General features: G+C 40.8%; 20 protein-coding genes. 15 read left to right on the forward strand and 5 right to left on the reverse strand.

The genetic code is table 11. From position 1 onward, the window contains the following. Positions 1-215 precede the first annotated feature (215 nt). From H6G14_RS02960 to H6G14_RS02985, 6 genes are all read left to right on the forward strand, one after another. Positions 216-1,199, forward strand: coding sequence for a cytochrome c oxidase subunit II (locus H6G14_RS02960; RefSeq protein ID WP_190565657.1), 984 nt, complete (start codon positions 216-218; stop codon positions 1,197-1,199). 32 nt (positions 1,200-1,231) lie between these two features. Then, a complete protein-coding gene (ctaD, locus tag H6G14_RS02965) occupies positions 1,232-2,911 on the forward strand; it encodes a cytochrome c oxidase subunit I (protein ID WP_190565658.1) in 1,680 nt (559 codons plus the stop codon). Between the two features lie 174 nt (positions 2,912-3,085). After that, positions 3,086-3,679 (forward strand): cytochrome c oxidase subunit 3, encoded by a 594-nt coding sequence (locus H6G14_RS02970; protein ID WP_190565659.1) that lies wholly within the window; start codon positions 3,086-3,088, stop codon positions 3,677-3,679. 188 nt (positions 3,680-3,867) lie between these two features. Continuing rightward, complete coding sequence (locus tag H6G14_RS02975) at positions 3,868-4,353, forward strand: hypothetical protein (RefSeq protein WP_190565660.1); 486 nt, start codon at positions 3,868-3,870, stop codon at positions 4,351-4,353. Between the two features lie 220 nt (positions 4,354-4,573). Continuing rightward, positions 4,574-5,185, forward strand: a complete 612-nt coding sequence (locus H6G14_RS02980; RefSeq protein ID WP_190565661.1) for a cysteine dioxygenase family protein — start codon at positions 4,574-4,576, stop codon at positions 5,183-5,185. Between the two features lie 322 nt (positions 5,186-5,507). Further along, complete coding sequence (locus H6G14_RS02985; RefSeq protein ID WP_190565662.1) at positions 5,508-6,020, forward strand: ArsC/Spx/MgsR family protein; 513 nt, start codon at positions 5,508-5,510, stop codon at positions 6,018-6,020. A gap of 66 nt (positions 6,021-6,086) precedes the next feature. Here H6G14_RS02985 and cysK read toward each other — a convergent pair whose 3' ends face one another. Continuing rightward, positions 6,087-7,046 (reverse strand): cysteine synthase A, encoded by a 960-nt coding sequence (gene cysK, locus H6G14_RS02990; RefSeq protein ID WP_190565663.1) that lies wholly within the window; start codon positions 7,044-7,046, stop codon positions 6,087-6,089. 1,007 nt (positions 7,047-8,053) lie between these two features. Between cysK and H6G14_RS02995 the strand changes: the two genes are divergently transcribed. The 6 genes from H6G14_RS02995 to H6G14_RS03020 all read left to right on the forward strand — a co-directional run bounded on the left by H6G14_RS02995 (position 8,054) and on the right by H6G14_RS03020 (position 11,091). Continuing rightward, on the forward strand, positions 8,054-8,479 hold the full coding sequence (locus tag H6G14_RS02995; protein ID WP_190565664.1) for a hypothetical protein: 426 nt from the start codon (positions 8,054-8,056) through the stop codon (positions 8,477-8,479). A gap of 81 nt (positions 8,480-8,560) precedes the next feature. Then, positions 8,561-8,836, forward strand: a complete 276-nt coding sequence (locus H6G14_RS03000; RefSeq protein ID WP_190565665.1) for a hypothetical protein — start codon at positions 8,561-8,563, stop codon at positions 8,834-8,836. A gap of 2 nt (positions 8,837-8,838) precedes the next feature. Further along, the gene (locus H6G14_RS03005) at positions 8,839-9,150 is read left to right on the forward strand and encodes a hypothetical protein (protein ID WP_190565666.1); all 312 of its coding nucleotides are present in this window, start codon (positions 8,839-8,841) and stop codon (positions 9,148-9,150) included. Positions 9,151-9,368: 218 nt separating this feature from the next. Further along, the gene (locus H6G14_RS03010; protein WP_010996681.1) at positions 9,369-9,704 is read left to right on the forward strand and encodes a hypothetical protein; all 336 of its coding nucleotides are present in this window, start codon (positions 9,369-9,371) and stop codon (positions 9,702-9,704) included. 21 nt (positions 9,705-9,725) lie between these two features. Then, positions 9,726-10,727 (forward strand): LLM class flavin-dependent oxidoreductase, encoded by a 1,002-nt coding sequence (locus H6G14_RS03015; RefSeq protein WP_190565667.1) that lies wholly within the window; start codon positions 9,726-9,728, stop codon positions 10,725-10,727. Next, on the forward strand, positions 10,720-11,091 hold the full coding sequence (locus tag H6G14_RS03020) for a hypothetical protein (RefSeq protein ID WP_190565668.1): 372 nt from the start codon (positions 10,720-10,722) through the stop codon (positions 11,089-11,091). The genes H6G14_RS03015 and H6G14_RS03020 overlap by 8 nt, the downstream gene beginning before the upstream one ends. A gap of 81 nt (positions 11,092-11,172) precedes the next feature. On the opposite strand, the gene H6G14_RS03025 is transcribed toward H6G14_RS03020, so the two are convergent. Further along, the gene (locus tag H6G14_RS03025) at positions 11,173-11,859 is read right to left on the reverse strand and encodes a Coq4 family protein (protein WP_190565669.1); all 687 of its coding nucleotides are present in this window, start codon (positions 11,857-11,859) and stop codon (positions 11,173-11,175) included. 849 nt (positions 11,860-12,708) lie between these two features. Continuing rightward, positions 12,709-13,215 (reverse strand): NifB/NifX family molybdenum-iron cluster-binding protein, encoded by a 507-nt coding sequence (locus tag H6G14_RS03030; RefSeq protein ID WP_190565670.1) that lies wholly within the window; start codon positions 13,213-13,215, stop codon positions 12,709-12,711. A gap of 86 nt (positions 13,216-13,301) precedes the next feature. Here H6G14_RS03030 and H6G14_RS03035 point away from each other — a divergent pair, with 86 nt between their 5' ends. Further along, the gene (locus H6G14_RS03035) at positions 13,302-13,445 is read left to right on the forward strand and encodes a hypothetical protein (protein ID WP_190565671.1); all 144 of its coding nucleotides are present in this window, start codon (positions 13,302-13,304) and stop codon (positions 13,443-13,445) included. Positions 13,446-13,770: 325 nt separating this feature from the next. Beyond that, positions 13,771-14,676: a carbohydrate ABC transporter permease gene (locus tag H6G14_RS03040; RefSeq protein ID WP_190565672.1), complete on the forward strand. Its 906-nt coding sequence runs from the start codon at positions 13,771-13,773 to the stop codon at positions 14,674-14,676. 165 nt (positions 14,677-14,841) lie between these two features. Here the strand turns inward: H6G14_RS03040 and H6G14_RS03045 are convergent, their stop codons facing one another. Both H6G14_RS03045 and H6G14_RS03050 read right to left on the reverse strand, forming a co-directional pair. After that, positions 14,842-16,911, reverse strand: a complete 2,070-nt coding sequence (locus tag H6G14_RS03045) for a prolyl oligopeptidase family serine peptidase (RefSeq protein WP_190565673.1) — start codon at positions 16,909-16,911, stop codon at positions 14,842-14,844. Between the two features lie 93 nt (positions 16,912-17,004). Further along, complete coding sequence (locus tag H6G14_RS03050) at positions 17,005-17,622, reverse strand: TetR/AcrR family transcriptional regulator (protein ID WP_190565674.1); 618 nt, start codon at positions 17,620-17,622, stop codon at positions 17,005-17,007. A gap of 324 nt (positions 17,623-17,946) precedes the next feature. Here H6G14_RS03050 and H6G14_RS03055 point away from each other — a divergent pair, with 324 nt between their 5' ends. Continuing rightward, positions 17,947-19,167: an HlyD family efflux transporter periplasmic adaptor subunit gene (locus tag H6G14_RS03055; RefSeq protein WP_190565675.1), complete on the forward strand. Its 1,221-nt coding sequence runs from the start codon at positions 17,947-17,949 to the stop codon at positions 19,165-19,167. Positions 19,168-19,271: the final 104 nt, after the last annotated feature.

Here is a 19,271-nt window from a genome sequence, read left to right on the forward strand (position 1 = left end):
ATATGGCGAAAAATATATTGTTAAGTTTTGGGGGAAAGATATGAAGATATCTGGAATAATTCCCCCAATTTTTATAGGCATAAGTTAAAAAGTTAATAAGTGAAATAAAAGGAAACTGGGGATTGGGGGCTAGGGATTAGGTACTGGTGTTAATGAGGCGATTACCAATTACCAATTCCCAATTCCCAATTTCGATAAGTAAATGAGTAGGTGGTATGCAGCAAATTCCTGTTTCACTCTGGACTCTAATTGCTGGAATAGTAGTTGGGGTAATTAGTCTTTGGATTGGTCAAAATCACAACCTACTACCTATTCAAGCATCGGAACAAGCGCCTTTGGTAGACGGATTTTTTAATATTATGTTTACCATTGCAGTGGCGCTGTTTTTGGTAGTAGAAGGCACAATTCTGATTTTCTTGTTCAAGTATCGTCGTCGTCGGGGTGATAATACCGATGGCGTACCAGTGGAAGGGAACGTTCCCTTAGAAATTTTCTGGACGGCAATTCCATCAATAATTGTGATTTGCTTAGGTATCTATAGCGTAGATGTCTTCAACCAAATGGGAGGATTAGAACCTGGGACTCATCCCCATGCTTCCACTCATGTGGCTAACTCCTCAGGTACTGCATTAGCAGCAACACTAAACGATACCTCGACATCTGCAATTAATCCAGGAATTGGGATTGGTGCAAGTCCAACAACTGCCGGTAAAACCGCAGACTTGGTTGTTAATGTGACTGGGATGCAGTTTGCTTGGTTATTCGATTATCCTAATAACGGTGTTTCCGCCGGAGAACTACACGTTCCGGTGGGTGCTGATGTGCAACTCAATCTTTCAGCACAGGATGTAATTCACTCATTCTGGGTTCCCCAATTCCGACTGAAGCAAGACGCAATTCCTGGGGTTCCTACCGAATTAAGATTCGTAGCTACCAAACCAGGGACATATCCGGTAGTGTGTGCTGAACTTTGTGGTGGTTATCATGGTTCAATGCGATCGCAGGTTATTGTCCACACACCAGAGGAGTTTGATAGCTGGCTGGCAGAAAATCAGGTTGCTCAACAACAAAATCTACATCAGGCTGTTGCAGTTAACCCAGCTAATTTATCAACATCCGAGTTTCTCGCACCCCATACCCAAACTTTGGGAATTAGTGCAGCCACTTTAGAGACGTTGCAGACAACGTCTGTACATTAGTGGATTCTTCAAAAATTCTGGCACAATAGCTTATGACACGAGTTGAATTTCCACCACACATTCCACCAGACGACAATCAGCCAAAAAATTTGGCGGTTGGACATGGCGTAACTCTGCCAGCTTGGAAATGGCGAGATTACTTTACGTTTAATGTAGACCACAAGGTGATTGGTATCCAATACCTAGTGACAGCGTTTTTGTTCTATTTAATCGGTGGGTTGATGGCAATCGCTATCCGTACCGAGTTAGCAACACCTGATGCAGATTTCATTGATCCGAATCTGTACAACGCATTCATGACCAATCATGGAACAATCATGATTTTCTTATGGATTGTTCCTAGTGCTATTGGGGGTTTTGGTAATTATCTCATCCCCTTGATGATTGGGGCGCGGGATATGGCGTTTCCCAAACTGAATGCGATCGCCTTTTGGTTAAACCCACCAGCCGGTTTACTCTTGTTACTTAGCTTCATTTTTGGTGGTTCTCAGTCTGGTTGGACTGCTTACCCACCATTGAGTTTAGTAACAGCGCCAACTGCACAAACCCTGTGGATTTTGGCGATTGTCTTAGTAGGGACTTCTTCCATTCTCGGTTCTGTGAACTTTGTCGTCACCATCTTGATGATGAAGGTTCCGAGCATGAAATGGGATCAACTACCTTTGTTCTGCTGGGCGATTTTGGCAACATCTGTACTAGCACTACTCTCTACACCAGTGTTAGCTGCGGGTTTAGTTCTGCTGTTATTTGACCTCAACTTTGGTACTTCCTTCTTCAAACCAGATGCTGGCGGTAACGTCATTATTTACCAACATTTATTCTGGTTCTACTCTCACCCAGCAGTATATTTGATGATTCTGCCCATCTTCGGCATTATGTCGGAGGTGATTCCCGTTCATGCACGGAAACCAATTTTTGGTTATAAGGCGATCGCTTACTCTAGTGTCGCCATCTGTGTTGTCGGTTTGTTCGTCTGGGTTCACCATATGTTTACCAGTGGTACACCCGGTTGGATGCGGATGTTCTTTACCATCTCTACCTTGATTGTTGCTGTTCCTACGGGTGTGAAAATTTTCGGTTGGGTGGCAACTTTATGGGGTGGAAAGATTCGTTTTACCAGCGCCATGCTGTTTGCGATTGGCTTGTTGTCCATGTTTGTCATGGGCGGCTTAAGCGGCGTGACGATGGGTACAGCACCTTTTGACGTTCATGTCCACGACACCTATTATGTGGTGGCACACTTCCACTACGTTCTGTTTGGTGGTTCTGTATTTGGGATTTATGCCGGGATTTATCACTGGTTCCCCAAAATGACAGGGCGGAAGTTGGGCGAAGGCTGGGGTCGGATTCACTTTGCCCTGACCTTGGTGGGAACTAACTTGACTTTCTTACCCATGCACAAATTGGGTTTGCAAGGTATGCCTCGACGGGTGGCGATGTATGACCCCCAATTTGTTGACTTGAATGTACTTTGTACCATCGGCGCATTCATTTTAGGCTTATCGGTGATTCCTTTTACAATCAATGTTCTCTGGAGTTGGCGCAAGGGCGAATTAGCTGGAGATAATCCTTGGGAAGCTTTGAGCCTGGAATGGACTACTGCTTCTCCTCCCTTGGTAGAGAATTGGGAAGTTTTACCTGTGGTGACTCATGGGCCTTATGACTATGGTCATAGTTTGGAAGCCGCACCAGAAGTAAGTGTACAAACCTAACCCCCTAGCCCCCTTCCCTAGTAGGGAAGGGAGAAGCAGGGGGAGAAAGAGGTTTTTTTGCTGCTATTAACCTTGCACAGTTGACTTGCCATACTACTCGCTACACGCTGGGTGTGTGCTAGGAGAGGGGTTGGGTGAGAGGTAAAGAACCGAAAAATTGATGGAGAAGTGAATATGACTAGTGTGACTGCCCATGAGGCTCATGGGGGACATGAGGCGCATCCAGATTTACGAGTTTGGGGGTTGTTGACTTTCCTGATTTCTGAATCTTTGATGTTTGGGGGATTTTTTGCCACTTATCTGTTTTTCAAGGGGACTACCGAGGTGTGGCCGCCGGAAGGAACAGAGGTAGAGTTGTTTGTCCCAGCAATTAACACCGCTATTCTGTTATCTAGCAGTGTGGTCATTCACTTCGGTGATATGGCGATTAAGAGAGGTAATGTCTGGGGAATGCGGATTTGGTATTTCCTGACGGCGATTATGGGAGCAGTGTTTTTAGCTGGTCAGGTGTACGAGTACCAGAATTTAGGGTACGGTCTGACTACCAATGTGTTTGCCAACTGCTTCTATATCATGACTGGGTTCCACGGACTGCACGTATTTATCGGGCTGTTATTGATTTTAGGTGTGTTGTGGCGATCGCGCCGTTCTGGCCATTATTCAGCCACTAAACACACAGGTATCGAAATGGCAGAAATTTACTGGCACTTCGTAGACATCATCTGGATTGTTCTTTTTACCTTGGTTTATCTGCTCAACCTTTTGTAAATACAAGGGTAATAGGTAATAAGCTGTCAGGCATTTAACTTGTACATCTTTTTGTGTTAGCTGTTGACAGTTGACGGTTGACAGTTAACCGTCAACTGTCAACAAACCATACAAGTGAGTATGTAATTTAAAAGCGTAATAGATTTTCCAATTACCCATTAGCTATTACCAATTCCCAGGAGGTTATTTTGCATACAGACACTAATAAATTTTCCTGGTTCCAAGTCCCTGAAGATATCAAACATTTGTTAATTTTAGCTGCACAGAGTTGGGAGAATACTTCAGTATCAGAGCAATATATTCAACAAGCTTTAGATAAAACAGGAAAAAATACTGATATATTAGTAGCAGCATATAGGTTTTTTTACTATAAAAATAATTATTCTTTAGCATTGCAAACAACTTACCAATTATTAGATAAAATTAGAGAATCGGAAAAGTTTCCTGATAAATGGGAGGAACTTAAACCTATATTGGTTAATCGTAGAGAGGAATCCCCAATCAGGTTATACTTGAACGCTTATGCAGCTGCTGGATTGGTATTAGCTAAGTTAGGGGAAATCGAGCAAGCTAAGGAAATCAGCATGAGAGTCAAGGAAATTGATGACAAGCATGATTTCGGTGCAGGAATCCTACTGGATGTTTTGACGCGTCCAGCAGAAGAAGACGATTAAATCAGTCAATGTTTACCAGTTAACACTCAACAACCATGAAGATTTTTTCTTTTTTCAGCGCATCTTCCCCTCAACCTCTATCTACATTTTCTAACACTAATAACAACCAATTTCCCTCTACAGTTGTAGTTCCTACTTTCCCTACAACTGATAACCTACCGAACGTTAACACCCCCGTATTTGTGCTTCCTAGATTTTCTTAACTGAGAGTTTAAAGATCATGCAAGGTAGGGATTGGCTCTTGACAGGAGACGGTCAATATCAAGTGTGTAAATCTGCGAGAAGTTGGGATTTATTACAAGAGAATTATCGTCTTTATCGGTTTTTAACTGAGATGGAAGATATTCTCAATCAGGTAAGTGATGAATCTACTCGCTTACCTGAAATCCGAATGCTCGTCAGGCGCTTGATTGTAAATTCGTACTGGGTGCGAAGTCAGTATTTAGAACCTTCTCCAACCACAGGAACCTCTGTTCTCCTCCTATATGATGAATTGGGTTTTCCCTTGACTGTGCAAACAGTCTCATTTGCACCAGGAACCCTATCTACTATTCATAATCATGGAACTTGGGGAGTTGTTGCGGTCTTAAAAGGGCAAGAGAAAAATACTGTTTGGCGACGCACAAAAACCCCAGATTCTCAAGACAAAATCGAGGCAACGGGAGAAATTACTTTATCACCAGGGGACATGATTAGCTTCACTCCCGACGCAATTCATAGCGTCCAAGCAATAGGTGATGAACCAACGGTCACCTTTAATATCTATGGCGAAACTGACCCCAAACAAAGATTTGAGTTTGATGCAGTTACCCATAGTGCTAAAAAATTTTAAGGGGGAGGGTAGAAAGTAGGAATTAATCATTAACGCTGTGTGCAACTTTTTCAAACCTAACCCCCAACCCCTTCCCTACCAGGGAAGGGGAGCAAGAATTAAAGCCTCTACGCCACTTGCTACAACGCGGGGAACCCGCGCAACGCAGTGGCTCCTCCTTGCAGGGGAGAGGTACCCTGCGGGTACTCCTACGGAGAACTCGTAGAGTAGCAAGCTATGGAGAGGGGTTTCAAGAATAGGTTGCACATCAGGTTAATTATCCTCCTATTCCCTATTACCCATTACCCATTACCCATTCCCTACTCATTAGGAGATACTTCAAATGGCTAGAGTAATTTTCTATGAAAAACCCGGCTGTAAAGGTGGTACTCGTCAGAAAGTTTTGTTAACTGCGGCTGGACATGAAGTGATCACTTACAACCTGCTTACGGAACCTTGGACAGTGGAACGTCTGCGTTCATTTTTTGGCGATCGCCCAGTCACCGACTGGTTTAATCGTTCCGCGCCACAAATCAAGTCTGGTGAGATTGTTCCCGAACAACTAGACGAGCAAACAGCCTTACTTTTAATGCTGAGAGAACCTTTATTAATTCGTCGCCCTTTACTGCAAGTGGGCGATCGCCGCGAGGTTGGTTTTGATGTCGAAATCCTCGAAACTTGGATTGGCTTAAAACCCGTGGACGAATCCTTCCGCGCCATGAGCGAAAACCTTATGAGCCAAGACTTGCAAGGCTGCGCCCACGGTGGTCATAGTCACGATCATCACCACGACCATCAAGGTGGATGCAGCCATCACGGTCAACAAGAACACCACAGACAAAGCTGTCATCATTAAACACCAAACACCCATAGAGACGTAGCACCGCTACGTCTCCAACTCCAACAAAGTTATTGCACAAAATTACCGAACACCAGCAGTTTCATTCGTCAAATCCTGAAACAAAGGGGTGCTGAGGTAGCGTTCGCCGAAGGAAGGTTGAACCATCACAATTAACTTACCGGCATTTTCTGGACGTTTCCCCACCTGTAAAGCTGCACACAAAGCCGCACCGGAAGAGATACCAGATAACAAACCTTCTTCCCTGGCTAAACGTCGCCCGTAACTCATCGCTTGATCATCACTCACCCTGATGACTTCATCCACCAATTCTAGGCGGAGGACATCGGGAACAAAGCCAGCGCCGATACCTTGGATTTTGTGCGGCCCAGCTTGTCCACCGGAGAGGATAGGGCTATTGCTGGGTTCAACTGCGATCGCCTGAAAACTGGGTTTGCGTTGCTTCAGTACCTCTGCAATCCCAGTAATCGTTCCTCCAGTACCCACCCCAGCAATCACAATATCAACTTCACCATCGGTATCATTCCAAATTTCTTCGGCGGTAGTTTCGCGGTGGATTTTGGGGTTAGCTGGGTTGCGAAACTGTTGCAACATATGAGCATCAGGGGTACTAGCCACAAGTTCTTCAGCTTTGCGAATAGCTCCCCGCATACCTTCCGTACCTGGTGTCAACTCTAAAGTTGCACCATAAGCCCGCAGCATAGCCCGTCTTTCTTGGCTCATGGTTTCTGGCATAGTCAAGATTAACTGATAACCACGGGCGGCGGCTACCATTGCCAGGGCAATTCCTGTATTACCGGAAGTTGGTTCTACTAAAATAGTTTTTCCCGGTGTGATTAAACCTTCTGCTTCTGCTGCGTTAATCATACTCACCCCAATCCGGTCTTTTACGGAAGAGGCTGGATTCATTCCTTCTAGTTTGACAACTATTCTGGCAACTACTCCTTCCGCTTGGGGAATCTTATTAAGCTTAACTAAAGGTGTACCTCCAATAAGTTCTGTTACATCATTAGCAATTCGCATTATTTTACTCCTAAAATTCTTAATTTAGAGTGAATTGTTTACTTATAACAATTAGCTTATAACAGTTACCTTAGAAGTATTAAATTTACAAATCAGATTGCGTGAGAATATATGTGATGTACTTTCACTAAAGCATAAAACTGGTGACTAAATAAAGCTATTTAAAAACATTTGCCCAGCAATTTTCTTTTTTAATGTCTTTTGTCACTATGAACACATTTACACATTAAAAAATATTAAATATCTCTTGCTCATGGAACTCTATTTTTGTAGCCATCGTCTACATAACTAAGAATTTGGTGAATTTATTTTATCACTTTGTTCAAATCACACATTTTATAGAATTTTAATTGTTTTTTCGGACTTATTTTTATATACTCACCAATACATATATTTTGCTTGAGTACAAATTTTTAGCATAAATCACTCAACCACAAAGTTGATTGTATTCGCCACATATTTAGCTTTGAGCTTGCTTTGATAAATGCCAGAACCCCAGTCAATAAATGCTAGTACCCCACCTCAAAAATACTAGTACCCATACCCCAAATTATTTTTGTAATCTTTATAAGATAAGGGATTGCAGATTTGAGTACAAAACTAATAAATTTAATAATCTTGATCCGACTCATATAAACCATAGGTCAGAAGGTCGGCTGATATAAAACTAATAGGATTTACGCAGAGATTCCCCTCTACCCCCCGAAATTCAATGGGTTAAACCAAAGAACTAGGGGGGACTTCTTAATCATTAAAGAGTAATCGGTGAACATATTTAATAATTAGTAGCTGATAACCTAAATTAAGTATTCAGGATACCTAAATTTGCTAAAGTATACGCGCTTTTTAAAATAATATGATTTTTCAATTATGACATATTTTATTTTTCCGTGTCGGCTACTTAGTTAGACCATCGAACTTTATTGATAACGAGAGCATGAAAAAGTTTGTCAGACTACTCCCCACTCCCTACTCCCCATTTCCTTCTTTAAGATAGGAGAGCAAAGATGAAAGTCAAACTCTTAAATGTTCTCACGGTTTTTTTAGTTACTTTCATGGTGTTATCTCCAGGGCTAATAATATTTGGTGTTGTTTGGGTAAGACATATAGAGTTCGTTAAAACACAGAAATTAGCATTTGCAGTCAATAATATTAATCCAGCAGATACCACTCTATCTACCGCAAACACAACTCAAAACTTAGAACTACCCCAAGTTAGCACCCAAATTTCTGATCGAAATATTGTGAATCAACTGTTGACTGCTGAACAGTACAAACTCGCTGTCCTCCTGCAATGGTTCGTTTTGCTAACCCCTATATTTATTGGGTTAGGAATTATTGTGTATGACAGATATCTTGTTTACCGTGCTGCTGTTTTAAGAGAACAAATTGAAATGTTAGAAAGACTTTGGCAGCAAAGCATTGAACAATGAATCAATTCAAATTTCAAGATAAAAACAACTGGCGACTGACCACTAACCGCTAACAATTTTGTAAAAAAAAACAAATTCACTATGACTGAAGCAACACAAGAACGCCAAACTTCATACTTTAATTTAATTGATGAATTGCTGCAATGTCCGAATGGTCAAGAACCGGAAATATTAGAAGCCAAAGCAGAATTAATTGATGCTGGTTTTGTGGAAACTATCGTACAAGTAGCAACAGCATTTGCACATCAAGGTAATCAAGATGGGGCGCAGTTTTTATTTTTTTTAGCTCGTGAGTTAGCGAAAAGTTTAGGCTTATATCCTGATTTTCAAAAATCTGAAGGAGCAAATGAGGGGTAATAATGCTACTAACTGCAACTGATGCTGGACACATAGCGTTAGAGTTTCTCCTAGCAGACTGGAATATTGTAGATGAATACAGAGATTGGTTTAGCATCTTTAATTCTCGTCTGACGGGTCAGAGTTGGTACATTGTGGAGTTAGGTATAGAAGGATTTCCTGATAGATGGTACATCCAAGTATACGATACAGGAGAATGTGACCCTAACTATACTTTTGCTTCCCCGATTCATGCTTCCGAAGGGTTTGCCGACTTGAGTCATTTACCAGAAATTGTGGCTGAAGTATTAGTTGCAGAACGCAAATCTAGATAAAATAGTAAGCAATATTTTACCAATAAAGATCCCCGAATTCTTAAAGAATTCGGGGATCTTTCGTTTCAAGTATACAAGTATAAATATTAATTTTATTTTATTTTTTTACATATATTCTATTAATAATAGGAAGAAAATAATGCTGAATTGTCAACATTAAATGACAAAAATATGTTATATTAGTTAGCGTGATGTACGCTACATAAATATCAATTGCAATGATTGCGGAAGATATCCTAGCTAAGGAATTCACAAGAGTCGTCAATCACTACTACCCAAAAGTCGGGGAATTATTAGACGGGTGTCATGTGAAAGTCATCACCTGTTTTTGGGGACGACCTGCTAGACGCTTGCAATATATAGGGATTTATTGTTCTGGTGAAATGCTCCCTTATGTGCAGACTCAAAAAGAAATACTCAGAGAAGTAGCTGAAAACATGGGGTTAGTGCAAGTAGTTTGCATGAATGCTAAACGATTATTGCGAGACCCCATGTCAAAGCTGAAAGATAACGACCCACGCCTATGGCTGGAGTTGCAGATGGTAGCAAGGTAGAGTAGGAATCGCTAGCAAATAATGAAAACTGGACTGTTCTGCAATTACGAAAATCATCACCAAGACTCGCGTCGAGCCATTTTTGAACAAGTGGCGCTAGTACGACAGGCGGAAAAGTTGGGTTTCGACGAGGCTTGGGTAACAGAGCATCATTTTAATGAAGTAAATCTCAGTTCGTCAATATTGCTGTTGATGGCACATTTAGCAGGTGTCACCTCAACTATTAAATTAGGTACGGCGGCGGTTTTATTACCATTCCACAACCCGATTCGGGTGGCGGAAGATATTGCTACCTTAGATAATTTGTGCAATGGACGATTATTATTTGGTGTGGCTAAAGGGGGGCCATTTCCCCAACATAACAAGCATTTTGCCACACCAATGGGCGAATCTCGCGCGATGATGTTAGAGGCACTGGCATTGATTCAAAAGCTCTTATATGAAACTGATGTATCATTTAACGGACAATATTATCAGTGCGATCGCCTCACAGTTTACCCGAAACCTTTACAGCAAGAAATCCCCGTTTATCTAGCCACTGGTGATGATGCAGGTATCGAATTTGCGGCCAAACATTCCTTTGCTTTGATGGGGGGGCCGCCGTTTGCTCTGGAGAGATTAAAAAAGACGGTGGAAACCTATCGAGCCATAAATTCTAGTGGTGGGGAAAAATTTGTTTTAGCGCGCTTCTTTTATGTAGGTAAAACCTATGATGAAGCAGTGAGTGAGGCTTTACCTTTTATTAGGTATTTTAGCCAGAAAATGACAGCCAATTCGTCCCAAGTAATGCAGAGCGGTTCTAGCGGTCATAAGCAATTTGACCGCACAAATATTTGTTTTGATGAAGACTACTTGATTGAAAATTCCATCATTGGTGATGTGGCTACTTGTCGAGACAAAATCAAGAAATTTCAAGACGAATTGGATCTAGGTACATTAGCGCTCAAACCCTCATCTTTTGCTTTGCAAAAAAATCAGGAAAGCTTGCAGCGCTACAACCAAGAGGTACAAAATTATGTCTAAATTGAATCTGCTTCCACCCGATGATTTACCGCCTAGTGTGGTGTCAAAAGAGGATGGAATACTGCATCTGGAGCTAGAACAGTCTATTGGCAGATGCTTTTACCAAGCTTGCGATCGCATTACCCAAGCATTGCTGAATAATTGCCAGTGGTATCTTACCAAAAAAGATGCGATCGTTATGCTGATTGTTGACTGTCCAGATATTGTCTCTTACTGGCACATAGTCAGCAATATTCCTCAATTAGGAAATCGCCTAGAGAGGTTTACCAAAAATGCCAAAATTCGCGTTTATCCCCCTTTTGGCAAAGGTGAACCTTTAGAGATTAGTGTCAATGAAATTTCTGCTTATCGAGATTGGCTCTAGATTTTTGAAGCATCTCGGATGATTAAATTTCAGTAACCCAGTTTTTCCAAAGGCTGGGTTTTTTCTTTTATTCCCAGTCTCCTAAGCTATTTCACGTTGCTTTACAGTATTTATGCCTAAACACTTACGGATTTCAATCACTGGTACATCCCAAAACTGATCCCATTTCTGAGCGATTAACTTCCTCGGCGTATGGGAACCTAAACTATATCCACGAGCTATTTCTGCCATTAAATCTTGGAATTTTGCTGGTTGATAAAGGCTAGTCATCACCATACCAAAACTTACCAACATCACACTAATAGGAATTGGGGTTTGAGCCAAAACAAAAGCTTGAAGACCAATTTCACCAATCCCATCAGTATCAAATCCAGCGACGACATGATATATATCATGGGTAGAGCGCCAAAGCATTTTCAGATATGAGATGTCATCAACTACAGGGACTTTCTTATAAAAGTATGGGTCGAAACCTCTAGCTTTCATTTCAATGGCGTAGACATGGCCTAATGTTCCCTCTGGAAGTTTAGCTAAATCATCTAAATTGAAAGGTGCTGGTAGCCAGCGTTCCGCAAACAAGGTGTTAACTTCGGGAATTTTTTTCAACTCATCAACAGCTAACTGCGCCATTTCTGTTTGGTCGAGTGCATCCTCGAAGTCAAAAACTGGGTCAGTATTACCATTGCTGGGTTTTAACGCTCTATCTGCCAAAAATTGAATATAGGCAAGAAGTCCTTTATCGTTGTTGTAAGTGATGACATTGGTCATGGTAATTTCCTCATATAATGTTGGGGGATGAGGGATAAGATGACGAGGGAGAAAGATATCAAGACTTTAACTAACAAGACTTAACTCAATTCTTCTTCCTATTGTTAAGTTTGCATCAGGGAGAGATTGTGTTACCTGTTCTTGGACTTTAAGCCAATCATAAGTGACCTATCGATAATTAATGTGGAAATATACAGACCTAATTTTTATACTACTTGAGTCATATTTTCATTCATCCTGAGGAGTATTTAGTCACCTGTCTTCTCTAGCCCCTAACCTCTATTTTCAGACAAAAATGCGATCGCCCATGCTAAATGGGTATAAGTAACCCAGAATATGTAATGAAAGATTAGCTACAATCTTTTTCCTAGATTTATTCACCAGAATAATTGCGTGTTAATTTTCTAGTCATAAACAGAGCAATTAACAATAATACTTCCAAAGGAATCAGTGAGAATTTAAGGCTACAGCATAGCCAAAAGAAGCCTACGATTATACAAATAACCTGCCAGATTTGATTGGTAATTTTTAGAGCAATAACTACAAAAAATATAGCTAGCCCTAAAGTAATAAATGAAGTGAATAACATAGCTAATACATTTGACAAGAATGATTTGTTGACTTGTTTATTTTGGAATTGCAGCAGAGTATTAATTTAAGTGATACCAATTTGAATAAACCATTTGTAGAGACGCGATTAATCGCGTCTTCTTGACTAATTATTAGCCGTTAACCTAGTATGTTTTGCCAACCTAGTTAATTGATAAATAGGAAAATTGAGATGGAAGATGAAGCGAAAGTTTCCATCTATGATTAATCCCTAATTAGCATCAGCCTAGAGAGAATTTCTTACACAGATTCTAGTTCGCCGAGACTTTCTTGATTTGGCCGCAGAGCTTTACGTAACCAAGGCGGAGGATTACCTTTAAGAGTTTGCACTAATCTGTTCAAAAGGTAGATAATATCTTCCTTCTTTGAACGTGGTTTAACTGGCATTACGCCCTTTTTGATTAACTTAGCAGCAGCAGCACCGCCAATGGAGGCTACATATACAATTTTGCAATCAGATAAAGCTGCGATTTTTTGAGCTACCTTATCATGACTTTCACCATTTTGAACCTTAGGTTTTTGCTCCTCTTCTTTTTTAGCTTTTTTGCAATCGCTTTTACCGTGTTTGCAACCCCCTTCGCCTTTTTCGATTGTATCTTCACTAGGTTTTGGAGTTTCCTTATTAAAGGAGAGAGTTTCGATAAATTCATAACCCCCGTCGGAAATTTCATAAACATCAATTTCTTGCGCCCAGCTAAAGTGAGCATCAACATTAATCCTATCACTTGTAGCAAATGCTATCTTCATTTTTGTGTCCCTTTCTTCATCAGTTATGACTAACTGCTAATAATTCCTGAATTGTTTTTAAGTTATTACCTATTATTTGATAGGTAATGCCCAGCACCTTGTCATTTACTAAAGCGGCGGGAAACTCCATCCGGGTGGTCGAGGTTACTCACTCCGTCGCTTTGGTAATGGGTAATAGTCCAATTACCTGTTACCAGATTCCTCATCCACAAGGAGATGAGGAAGTGTAACAAATGCAAGATGTCAGATTAGGCATTTTTACACGGTCACAGTTAGCAATTAGTAGTTCAATATCCGCAGAACATGATTCCAAAGACTCTCTAGCCCTGAAAACAACCTCACTTAATACAGTTGTTGAAGGCTCATACTATTTATCTTAGGCTCAATTCCTTGAGTGTGGTGATGGCTAAAGAACTTTTTCGCCTCATTTTTCCCGAAAACCAGGCTATGTTTTGAGGAAAATACCAAAAAATCATCCATAGGGTGTCTATGAGTCAACTAATTCCTTCCGCTACGATAGCGATCGCACAGTACCCACAACTACAGGCCAGTTAGATGGTGTTGCCAATCAGAAGGTGGAGAAATAACCATAGACGGAACATCACAGACAGCTTGTTCGGATATGTGTTCATGATGCCGACTCTGTTGGTTTTGGGAACTTTTGTAGTTTTACCTATTCTCTACTCTGTTTTCCTTTCGCTCAACAAAGTTCAACTCTTAGGTGGTGTTGCTTATCAATTCATTGGGTTGCGAAATTTTCAGCGATTAGTTGACGATGAATTAGTTTGGATTGCCTTAAGAAATACAGCAGAATATGTGGTTATTGTTGTACCTAGCCAAACTGTTTTGGCGTTGATTTTAGCGGTAACCTTAAATGCTGGAATCCGGGGTAAAAACTGGTGGCGCATCCTTTACTTTTTGCCAACAGTCACTTCCTCGGCAGTGCTGACGCTAATTTTTATGTGGATTTATAATACAGATGGACTATTAAATGATTTTTTAGCTTTTGTGGGACTGCCTACTTATAATTGGTTGGGTGATCCGGCTGTTGCCCTCAAAGGCATCATGCTCATGAATATTTGGTCAACTGCACCATTTTATATGGTGATATATCTAGCAGCCTTACAAGATATACCAGCAAAACTTTACGAGGCGGCAGAATTAGATGGTGCAAATTGGTGGCAGAAATTTATTTACATCACAATTCCTCTGTTGAAACCTGTGACTTTTTTTGTGATTGCAGTGGGGGTAATTGGCACTTTTCAATTATTTGATCAATCTTATATTTTCTCTGGCGGTACTGGTGGCCCTAATAATGCCACCTTGACTGTAGTACTGCTGATTTATCAAATGGTATTTCGTTATTTACAGATGGGATATGCTGCGGCGATCGCCTTTCTTTTAGCAGTGGTGATTATTGCTATTACACTGATTCAACGGCGAGTTTTTGCTGGTGAATAATTCCCAGTTTCTGATCGGGAATAAAAATATTGAGGACTGACGCACCCAGGCTGTTTGTTGAGACTAGATATCAGGGGTTAAGGACGTAAAGGTGTAAGGATTTTAAACATTTACACCCCTATACCCCTACACCCTTTCATGGGTAAATCCTAATATTCTCTGCGGCTAAACCTCAACAGCTAAAGCCCGCACTAAAAATGCCCATTTATCTGCGGCTTCTTCGATAATCTTCGCTGTGGGTTTACCAGCACCATGTCCAGCTTTAGTCTCAATTCTAATTAATACAGGTGCATTGCCGTTGTGTGCAGTTTGCAAAGCTGCGGCAAATTTGAAGCTGTGGGCGGGGACGACGCGATCGTCGTGATCGGCGGTGGTAATTAAGGTTGCGGGGTATGCTGTACCTGGTTTGAGATTATGCAGTGGCGAATAAGCGTAGAGTGCAGGAAACTCTTGTGGGTTATCTGGGGAACCATATTCAGCAGTCCAAGCCCAACCAATGGTAAATTTGTGAAACCGTAACATATCCATCACACCAACGGCTGGTAAAGCTGCGCCAAATAACTCAGGACGCTGAGTCATGCAAGCACCCACTAATAAACCACCGTTACTACCACCAGCGATCGCTAGTTTTTCCGGTTTTGTATAATTATTGGCAATCAACCACTCAGCAGCAGCAATAAAATCATCAAAAACATTTTGCTTTTTATCCTTCATTCCTGCTTGATGCCATTCTTCACCATATTCTCCGCCACCCCGTATATTTGGCATGGCATAAACGCCACCCATTTCCATCCATACCAACATACTTACAGAAAAATTGGGCGTGAGTGAGACATTAAAACCACCATAGGCATAAAGATAAGTGGGGTTATTCCCATCTAATTGAATGCCTTTCTTATGTGTAATAAACATGGGTACTTGTGTACCATCTTTACTTTGATAAAAAACTTGTTTGGTTTCGTAATCATCAGGATTAAAATCTACATTTGTTTCTCTAAAAACTTCACTTTTACCTGTTACTAAATTATATCGGTAAATAGTTCCTGGTGTAGTAAAACTAGTGAATTTATAAAAAGTTTCTGTATCGCCACGCTTACCACCAAAACCATCTACAGCGCCCAATCCTGGTAATTCTACATTCCGAATTAATGTACCTTTGAGGTCAAAAATTTTAACTTGCGATCGGGCATCTTCTAAATAATCAGCAATAAACTGATTATTTAAGATATTGACACCTTCTAAAGTTGCTTCAGCTTGGGGGATAATTTCTCGCCATATTTCTTGATTTGGATTAGCTGTATCAATAGCAATTACTCTACCCCGTGGTGCATCCAAGTCGGTACGGAAGTAGAAAATATTCTCATCATTATCAATGAAACTATAATCTGCTTCAAATTGATTAATTAGTTCTACAACTTCAGCATTGGGGTTAGTTAAGTCTTTATAAAAAACTAAATTTCTAGAATCAGTACCCAACCAAACTGAAATTATCAGATAGCAACCATCTTCCGTGACAACGCCATTAAAACCCCATTCTTTTTGGTCAATGCGTTGGTAAATTAAGATGTCGTCAGCTTGGGGTGTACCCAATTGATGATAATAAAGCTTTTGGTAATAATTAATATCTTCCAATTTGGTTTTTTCATTTGGTTCGTCATAACGACTATAGAAAAAACCTTGATGATCATTTGTCCAAGATGCACCGGAAAATTTAATCCAATTGAGATGATCTGGAAAATCTGCACCAGTTTCTACATCAATCACCTTCCATTCTTGCCAATCAGAACCAGAAGTCGCCATACCGTATGCCAAAAGCTTGCCATTATCGCTGATAGCTAAACCCGAAAGAGCAACAGTTCCATCATCTGAAAGTTTGTTAGGATCTAGTAAAACTCTTGGTTCAGAATCCAGAGATTTCAAAGTATACAAAACACTTTGATTCTGTAAGCCATTATTTTTGAAATAAAAATAATTTTCTCCTTCTTTAAAAGGAATTCCATACTTTTCATAATCCCAAAGTTTGTGAAGACGTTGTTGAATTTTTTCTCTAACGGAAACTTCGCCCAAATATGCAAAAGTAATTTGATTTTGTGCTTCAACCCAAGCCCTAGTTTCTTCAGAGTCGGGATCTTCTAGCCAACGATAAGGATCTGCTACTACAGTATCGTGGTAATCATCAACTTGATCAATTTTGTGGCTGAGTGGATAATTGAGGGATTTTTCAGAGTAGGACATAGTTTTGCATTAAAAATATCTTTTCATATACTATAAACATCAGCCCCAGTTTTGATGAAAGTCTTCGGTCAAGAAAACACAAAGTATTTTGCCTCATTCTGCACAGTTAATAATGAGATGGGTCAAAGCATCGATGAGGCGATCGCTTTCCATTGGCATAATATTTTTACCGTGCATAATCTCTTGTGTCATTACAAAATGCACTAATGATCCAATCAAAATCCTGGCTGTGGCTTCTGGGTCGGGGATGTTGAGTTCAGGACGGGAAGCTATGTATTTACTAATGGTTTCTATGGCTGGCTTGGCAATGCTACCGATAAAAATCTGCGCTAACCCCGGAAAACGTGCTGACTCACCAATCAACAAGCGCTCAAAGGACTGATATTCTGGATCGTCTATCATCTGATGTAAGGCTGTTTTCGCTAACCTTCTCAGCACTATATAAGGTTCCCCCTGCAAGGCTTGAGTTCCCAAAATTTTCTGAAAGCGTTTTTTAGCCAGTTTCTCTATTAATGCTTTAAATAAACCTTCTTTATCTTGAAAGTGACTATATACTGTTGCTTTGGAAACCCCAGCCGCTTCCGCTACTTTATCCATACTAGTGGCAGCATAGCCGTGGGCTAAAAATTCCTGCATCGCACCTTGCAGAATCTTCTCGACTTTATCGGTAGAATTTGAACGATCTGTTTCCCCAATCTTTGGGCGTGCCATGTTTCAATAATCCGTAGAAGTATTAATTGAGTCTGTAGTCCAAATCAATGACTAAAATAACTATTGACTAAACTAGTCGGTTTAGTATAATCATATTATATAACTATACAGTTTAGTTTTGTATATCTCAGATCAGATATCGAGTAGATGTATCAGTTATGAAATTGAAGAAAGACGGGGTGTAGGGGGTATAAGGGTGTAAGGGGAGCAGAGAAGAATAACTATGGACTATGGACTATTGACCACTGACAACTGACAACTGACAAACTTAATAAAATTCGATTTGAGTCAGCGAAGTTGAAATTGCTACAAAGGTAAGCGATTGTGCAGAATTCAAAGCTCGACCGTTCAATTTCTCCTCAATCGATTTTACGTCCAGCGATTTTTTTAGCTTGTTTTGCATCGTTTGTTGCCATAGGAATCAGTTTTTATATAGGTTTAAATTTTCGGGAAGCATCTAATCAAAAGGTACAAGCACCGGGGGCATTGTTACCAGAGCTAAAAACGGTTACAGCTTTAGGACGAATTGAACCAAAGGGGAAAGTAATTAAACTCTCGGCGACTACATCTAGTGAAGGTAGTCGGGTAGAACAACTGTTAGTCAAAGAGGGGGATAGGGTAAAACCAGGACAATTAATTGCGATTTTAGATAGCCGCGATCGCTTAGAAGCGGCTTTAAAAGAAGCCCAAGAACAAGTAAAAGTAGCCCAAGCCAACCTCAACCGTACCCAAGCTGGAGCAAAAGGTGGAGAAATTGCGGCACAACTAGCCACAATTGCCAAGTTAGAAGCGGAAGGTAGAGGTAATATTGCGGCACAACTAGCTACTGTAGCGCGATTGCAAGCCGAAGTCAGAAACGCCACCACCGAAAACCAACGCTATCAAGCACTGTATCAACAAGGAGCAGTTTCAGCATCCGAGGGCGATCGCCAGCGCTTAAACTTAGAAACTGCCCAAAAAACCCTCCAAGAAGCCCAAGCCGACTTGCAGCGCATCCAAACCACCAGCCAACAGCAACTGCAACAAGCCAAAGCCACATTAGCACAAATCACCGAAGTTCGTGGCGTAGATGTAGAAGCTGCCAAAGCCGAAGTTAATCGCGCCATAGCCGCCGTGAACCAAGCAAAAGTGCATTTACAACAAGCCTACGTGCGATGGCCGAAAGAGTTGGGAGGGTCATCACCTCAAGATGCTCAAATATTTGAGATTCACACCCATCCAGGGGAATTAGTCTCCACTGATGGCATTGTTGATATTGGACAAACAAACCAAATGTACGTAGTCGCCGAAGTCTACGAAAGTGACATCAGCAGAGTCAAACCAGGGCAAAAAGTACGCATTCTCGGTGATTACTTACCTGTAGAAATGCAGGGAACCGTCGAACGCAAAGGCTTACAGATACGGCGGCAAAATGTAGTCAACACTGACCCTGCAAGCAATATTGATAACCGAGTAGTAGAAGTCCACATTCGTTTAGATCCTACTTCTAGCCAAAAAGCTGCTGATTTAACAAATATGCAGGTTAAAGCGGTCATTGAACTGTGATATCGATTCAAAATTCAAAATTCAAAATTCAAAAATAAGAATTAGGAATTAAGAATTAATGACTCACTACTTAGTACTCAGCACTCACTACTCATTCCCAATTT

This window comes from Nostoc parmelioides FACHB-3921, assembly GCF_014696625.1.
GTDB classification, from domain to species: Bacteria; Cyanobacteriota; Cyanobacteriia; order Cyanobacteriales; family Nostocaceae; genus Trichormus; species Trichormus parmelioides.

Coding starts and splice junctions, on each gene's coding strand:
- H6G14_RS02960 (WP_190565657.1), top strand. CDS start 216: ATGCAGCAAATTCCTGTTTCACTCTGGACTCTAATTGCTGGAATAGTA.
- ctaD (WP_190565658.1), top strand. CDS start 1,232: ATGACACGAGTTGAATTTCCACCACACATTCCACCAGACGACAATCAG.
- H6G14_RS02970 (WP_190565659.1), top strand. CDS start 3,086: ATGACTAGTGTGACTGCCCATGAGGCTCATGGGGGACATGAGGCGCAT.
- H6G14_RS02980 (WP_190565661.1), top strand. CDS start 4,574: ATGCAAGGTAGGGATTGGCTCTTGACAGGAGACGGTCAATATCAAGTG.
- H6G14_RS02985 (WP_190565662.1), top strand. CDS start 5,508: ATGGCTAGAGTAATTTTCTATGAAAAACCCGGCTGTAAAGGTGGTACT.
- cysK (WP_190565663.1), bottom strand. CDS start 7,046: ATGCGAATTGCTAATGATGTAACAGAACTTATTGGAGGTACACCTTTA.
- H6G14_RS02995 (WP_190565664.1), top strand. CDS start 8,054: ATGAAAGTCAAACTCTTAAATGTTCTCACGGTTTTTTTAGTTACTTTC.
- H6G14_RS03000 (WP_190565665.1), top strand. CDS start 8,561: ATGACTGAAGCAACACAAGAACGCCAAACTTCATACTTTAATTTAATT.
- H6G14_RS03005 (WP_190565666.1), top strand. CDS start 8,839: ATGCTACTAACTGCAACTGATGCTGGACACATAGCGTTAGAGTTTCTC.
- H6G14_RS03010 (WP_010996681.1), top strand. CDS start 9,369: ATGATTGCGGAAGATATCCTAGCTAAGGAATTCACAAGAGTCGTCAAT.
- H6G14_RS03015 (WP_190565667.1), top strand. CDS start 9,726: ATGAAAACTGGACTGTTCTGCAATTACGAAAATCATCACCAAGACTCG.
- H6G14_RS03020 (WP_190565668.1), top strand. CDS start 10,720: ATGTCTAAATTGAATCTGCTTCCACCCGATGATTTACCGCCTAGTGTG.
- H6G14_RS03025 (WP_190565669.1), bottom strand. CDS start 11,859: ATGACCAATGTCATCACTTACAACAACGATAAAGGACTTCTTGCCTAT.
- H6G14_RS03030 (WP_190565670.1), bottom strand. CDS start 13,215: ATGAAGATAGCATTTGCTACAAGTGATAGGATTAATGTTGATGCTCAC.
- H6G14_RS03035 (WP_190565671.1), top strand. CDS start 13,302: ATGCCCAGCACCTTGTCATTTACTAAAGCGGCGGGAAACTCCATCCGG.
- H6G14_RS03040 (WP_190565672.1), top strand. CDS start 13,771: ATGGTGTTGCCAATCAGAAGGTGGAGAAATAACCATAGACGGAACATC.
- H6G14_RS03045 (WP_190565673.1), bottom strand. CDS start 16,911: ATGTCCTACTCTGAAAAATCCCTCAATTATCCACTCAGCCACAAAATT.
- H6G14_RS03050 (WP_190565674.1), bottom strand. CDS start 17,622: ATGGCACGCCCAAAGATTGGGGAAACAGATCGTTCAAATTCTACCGAT.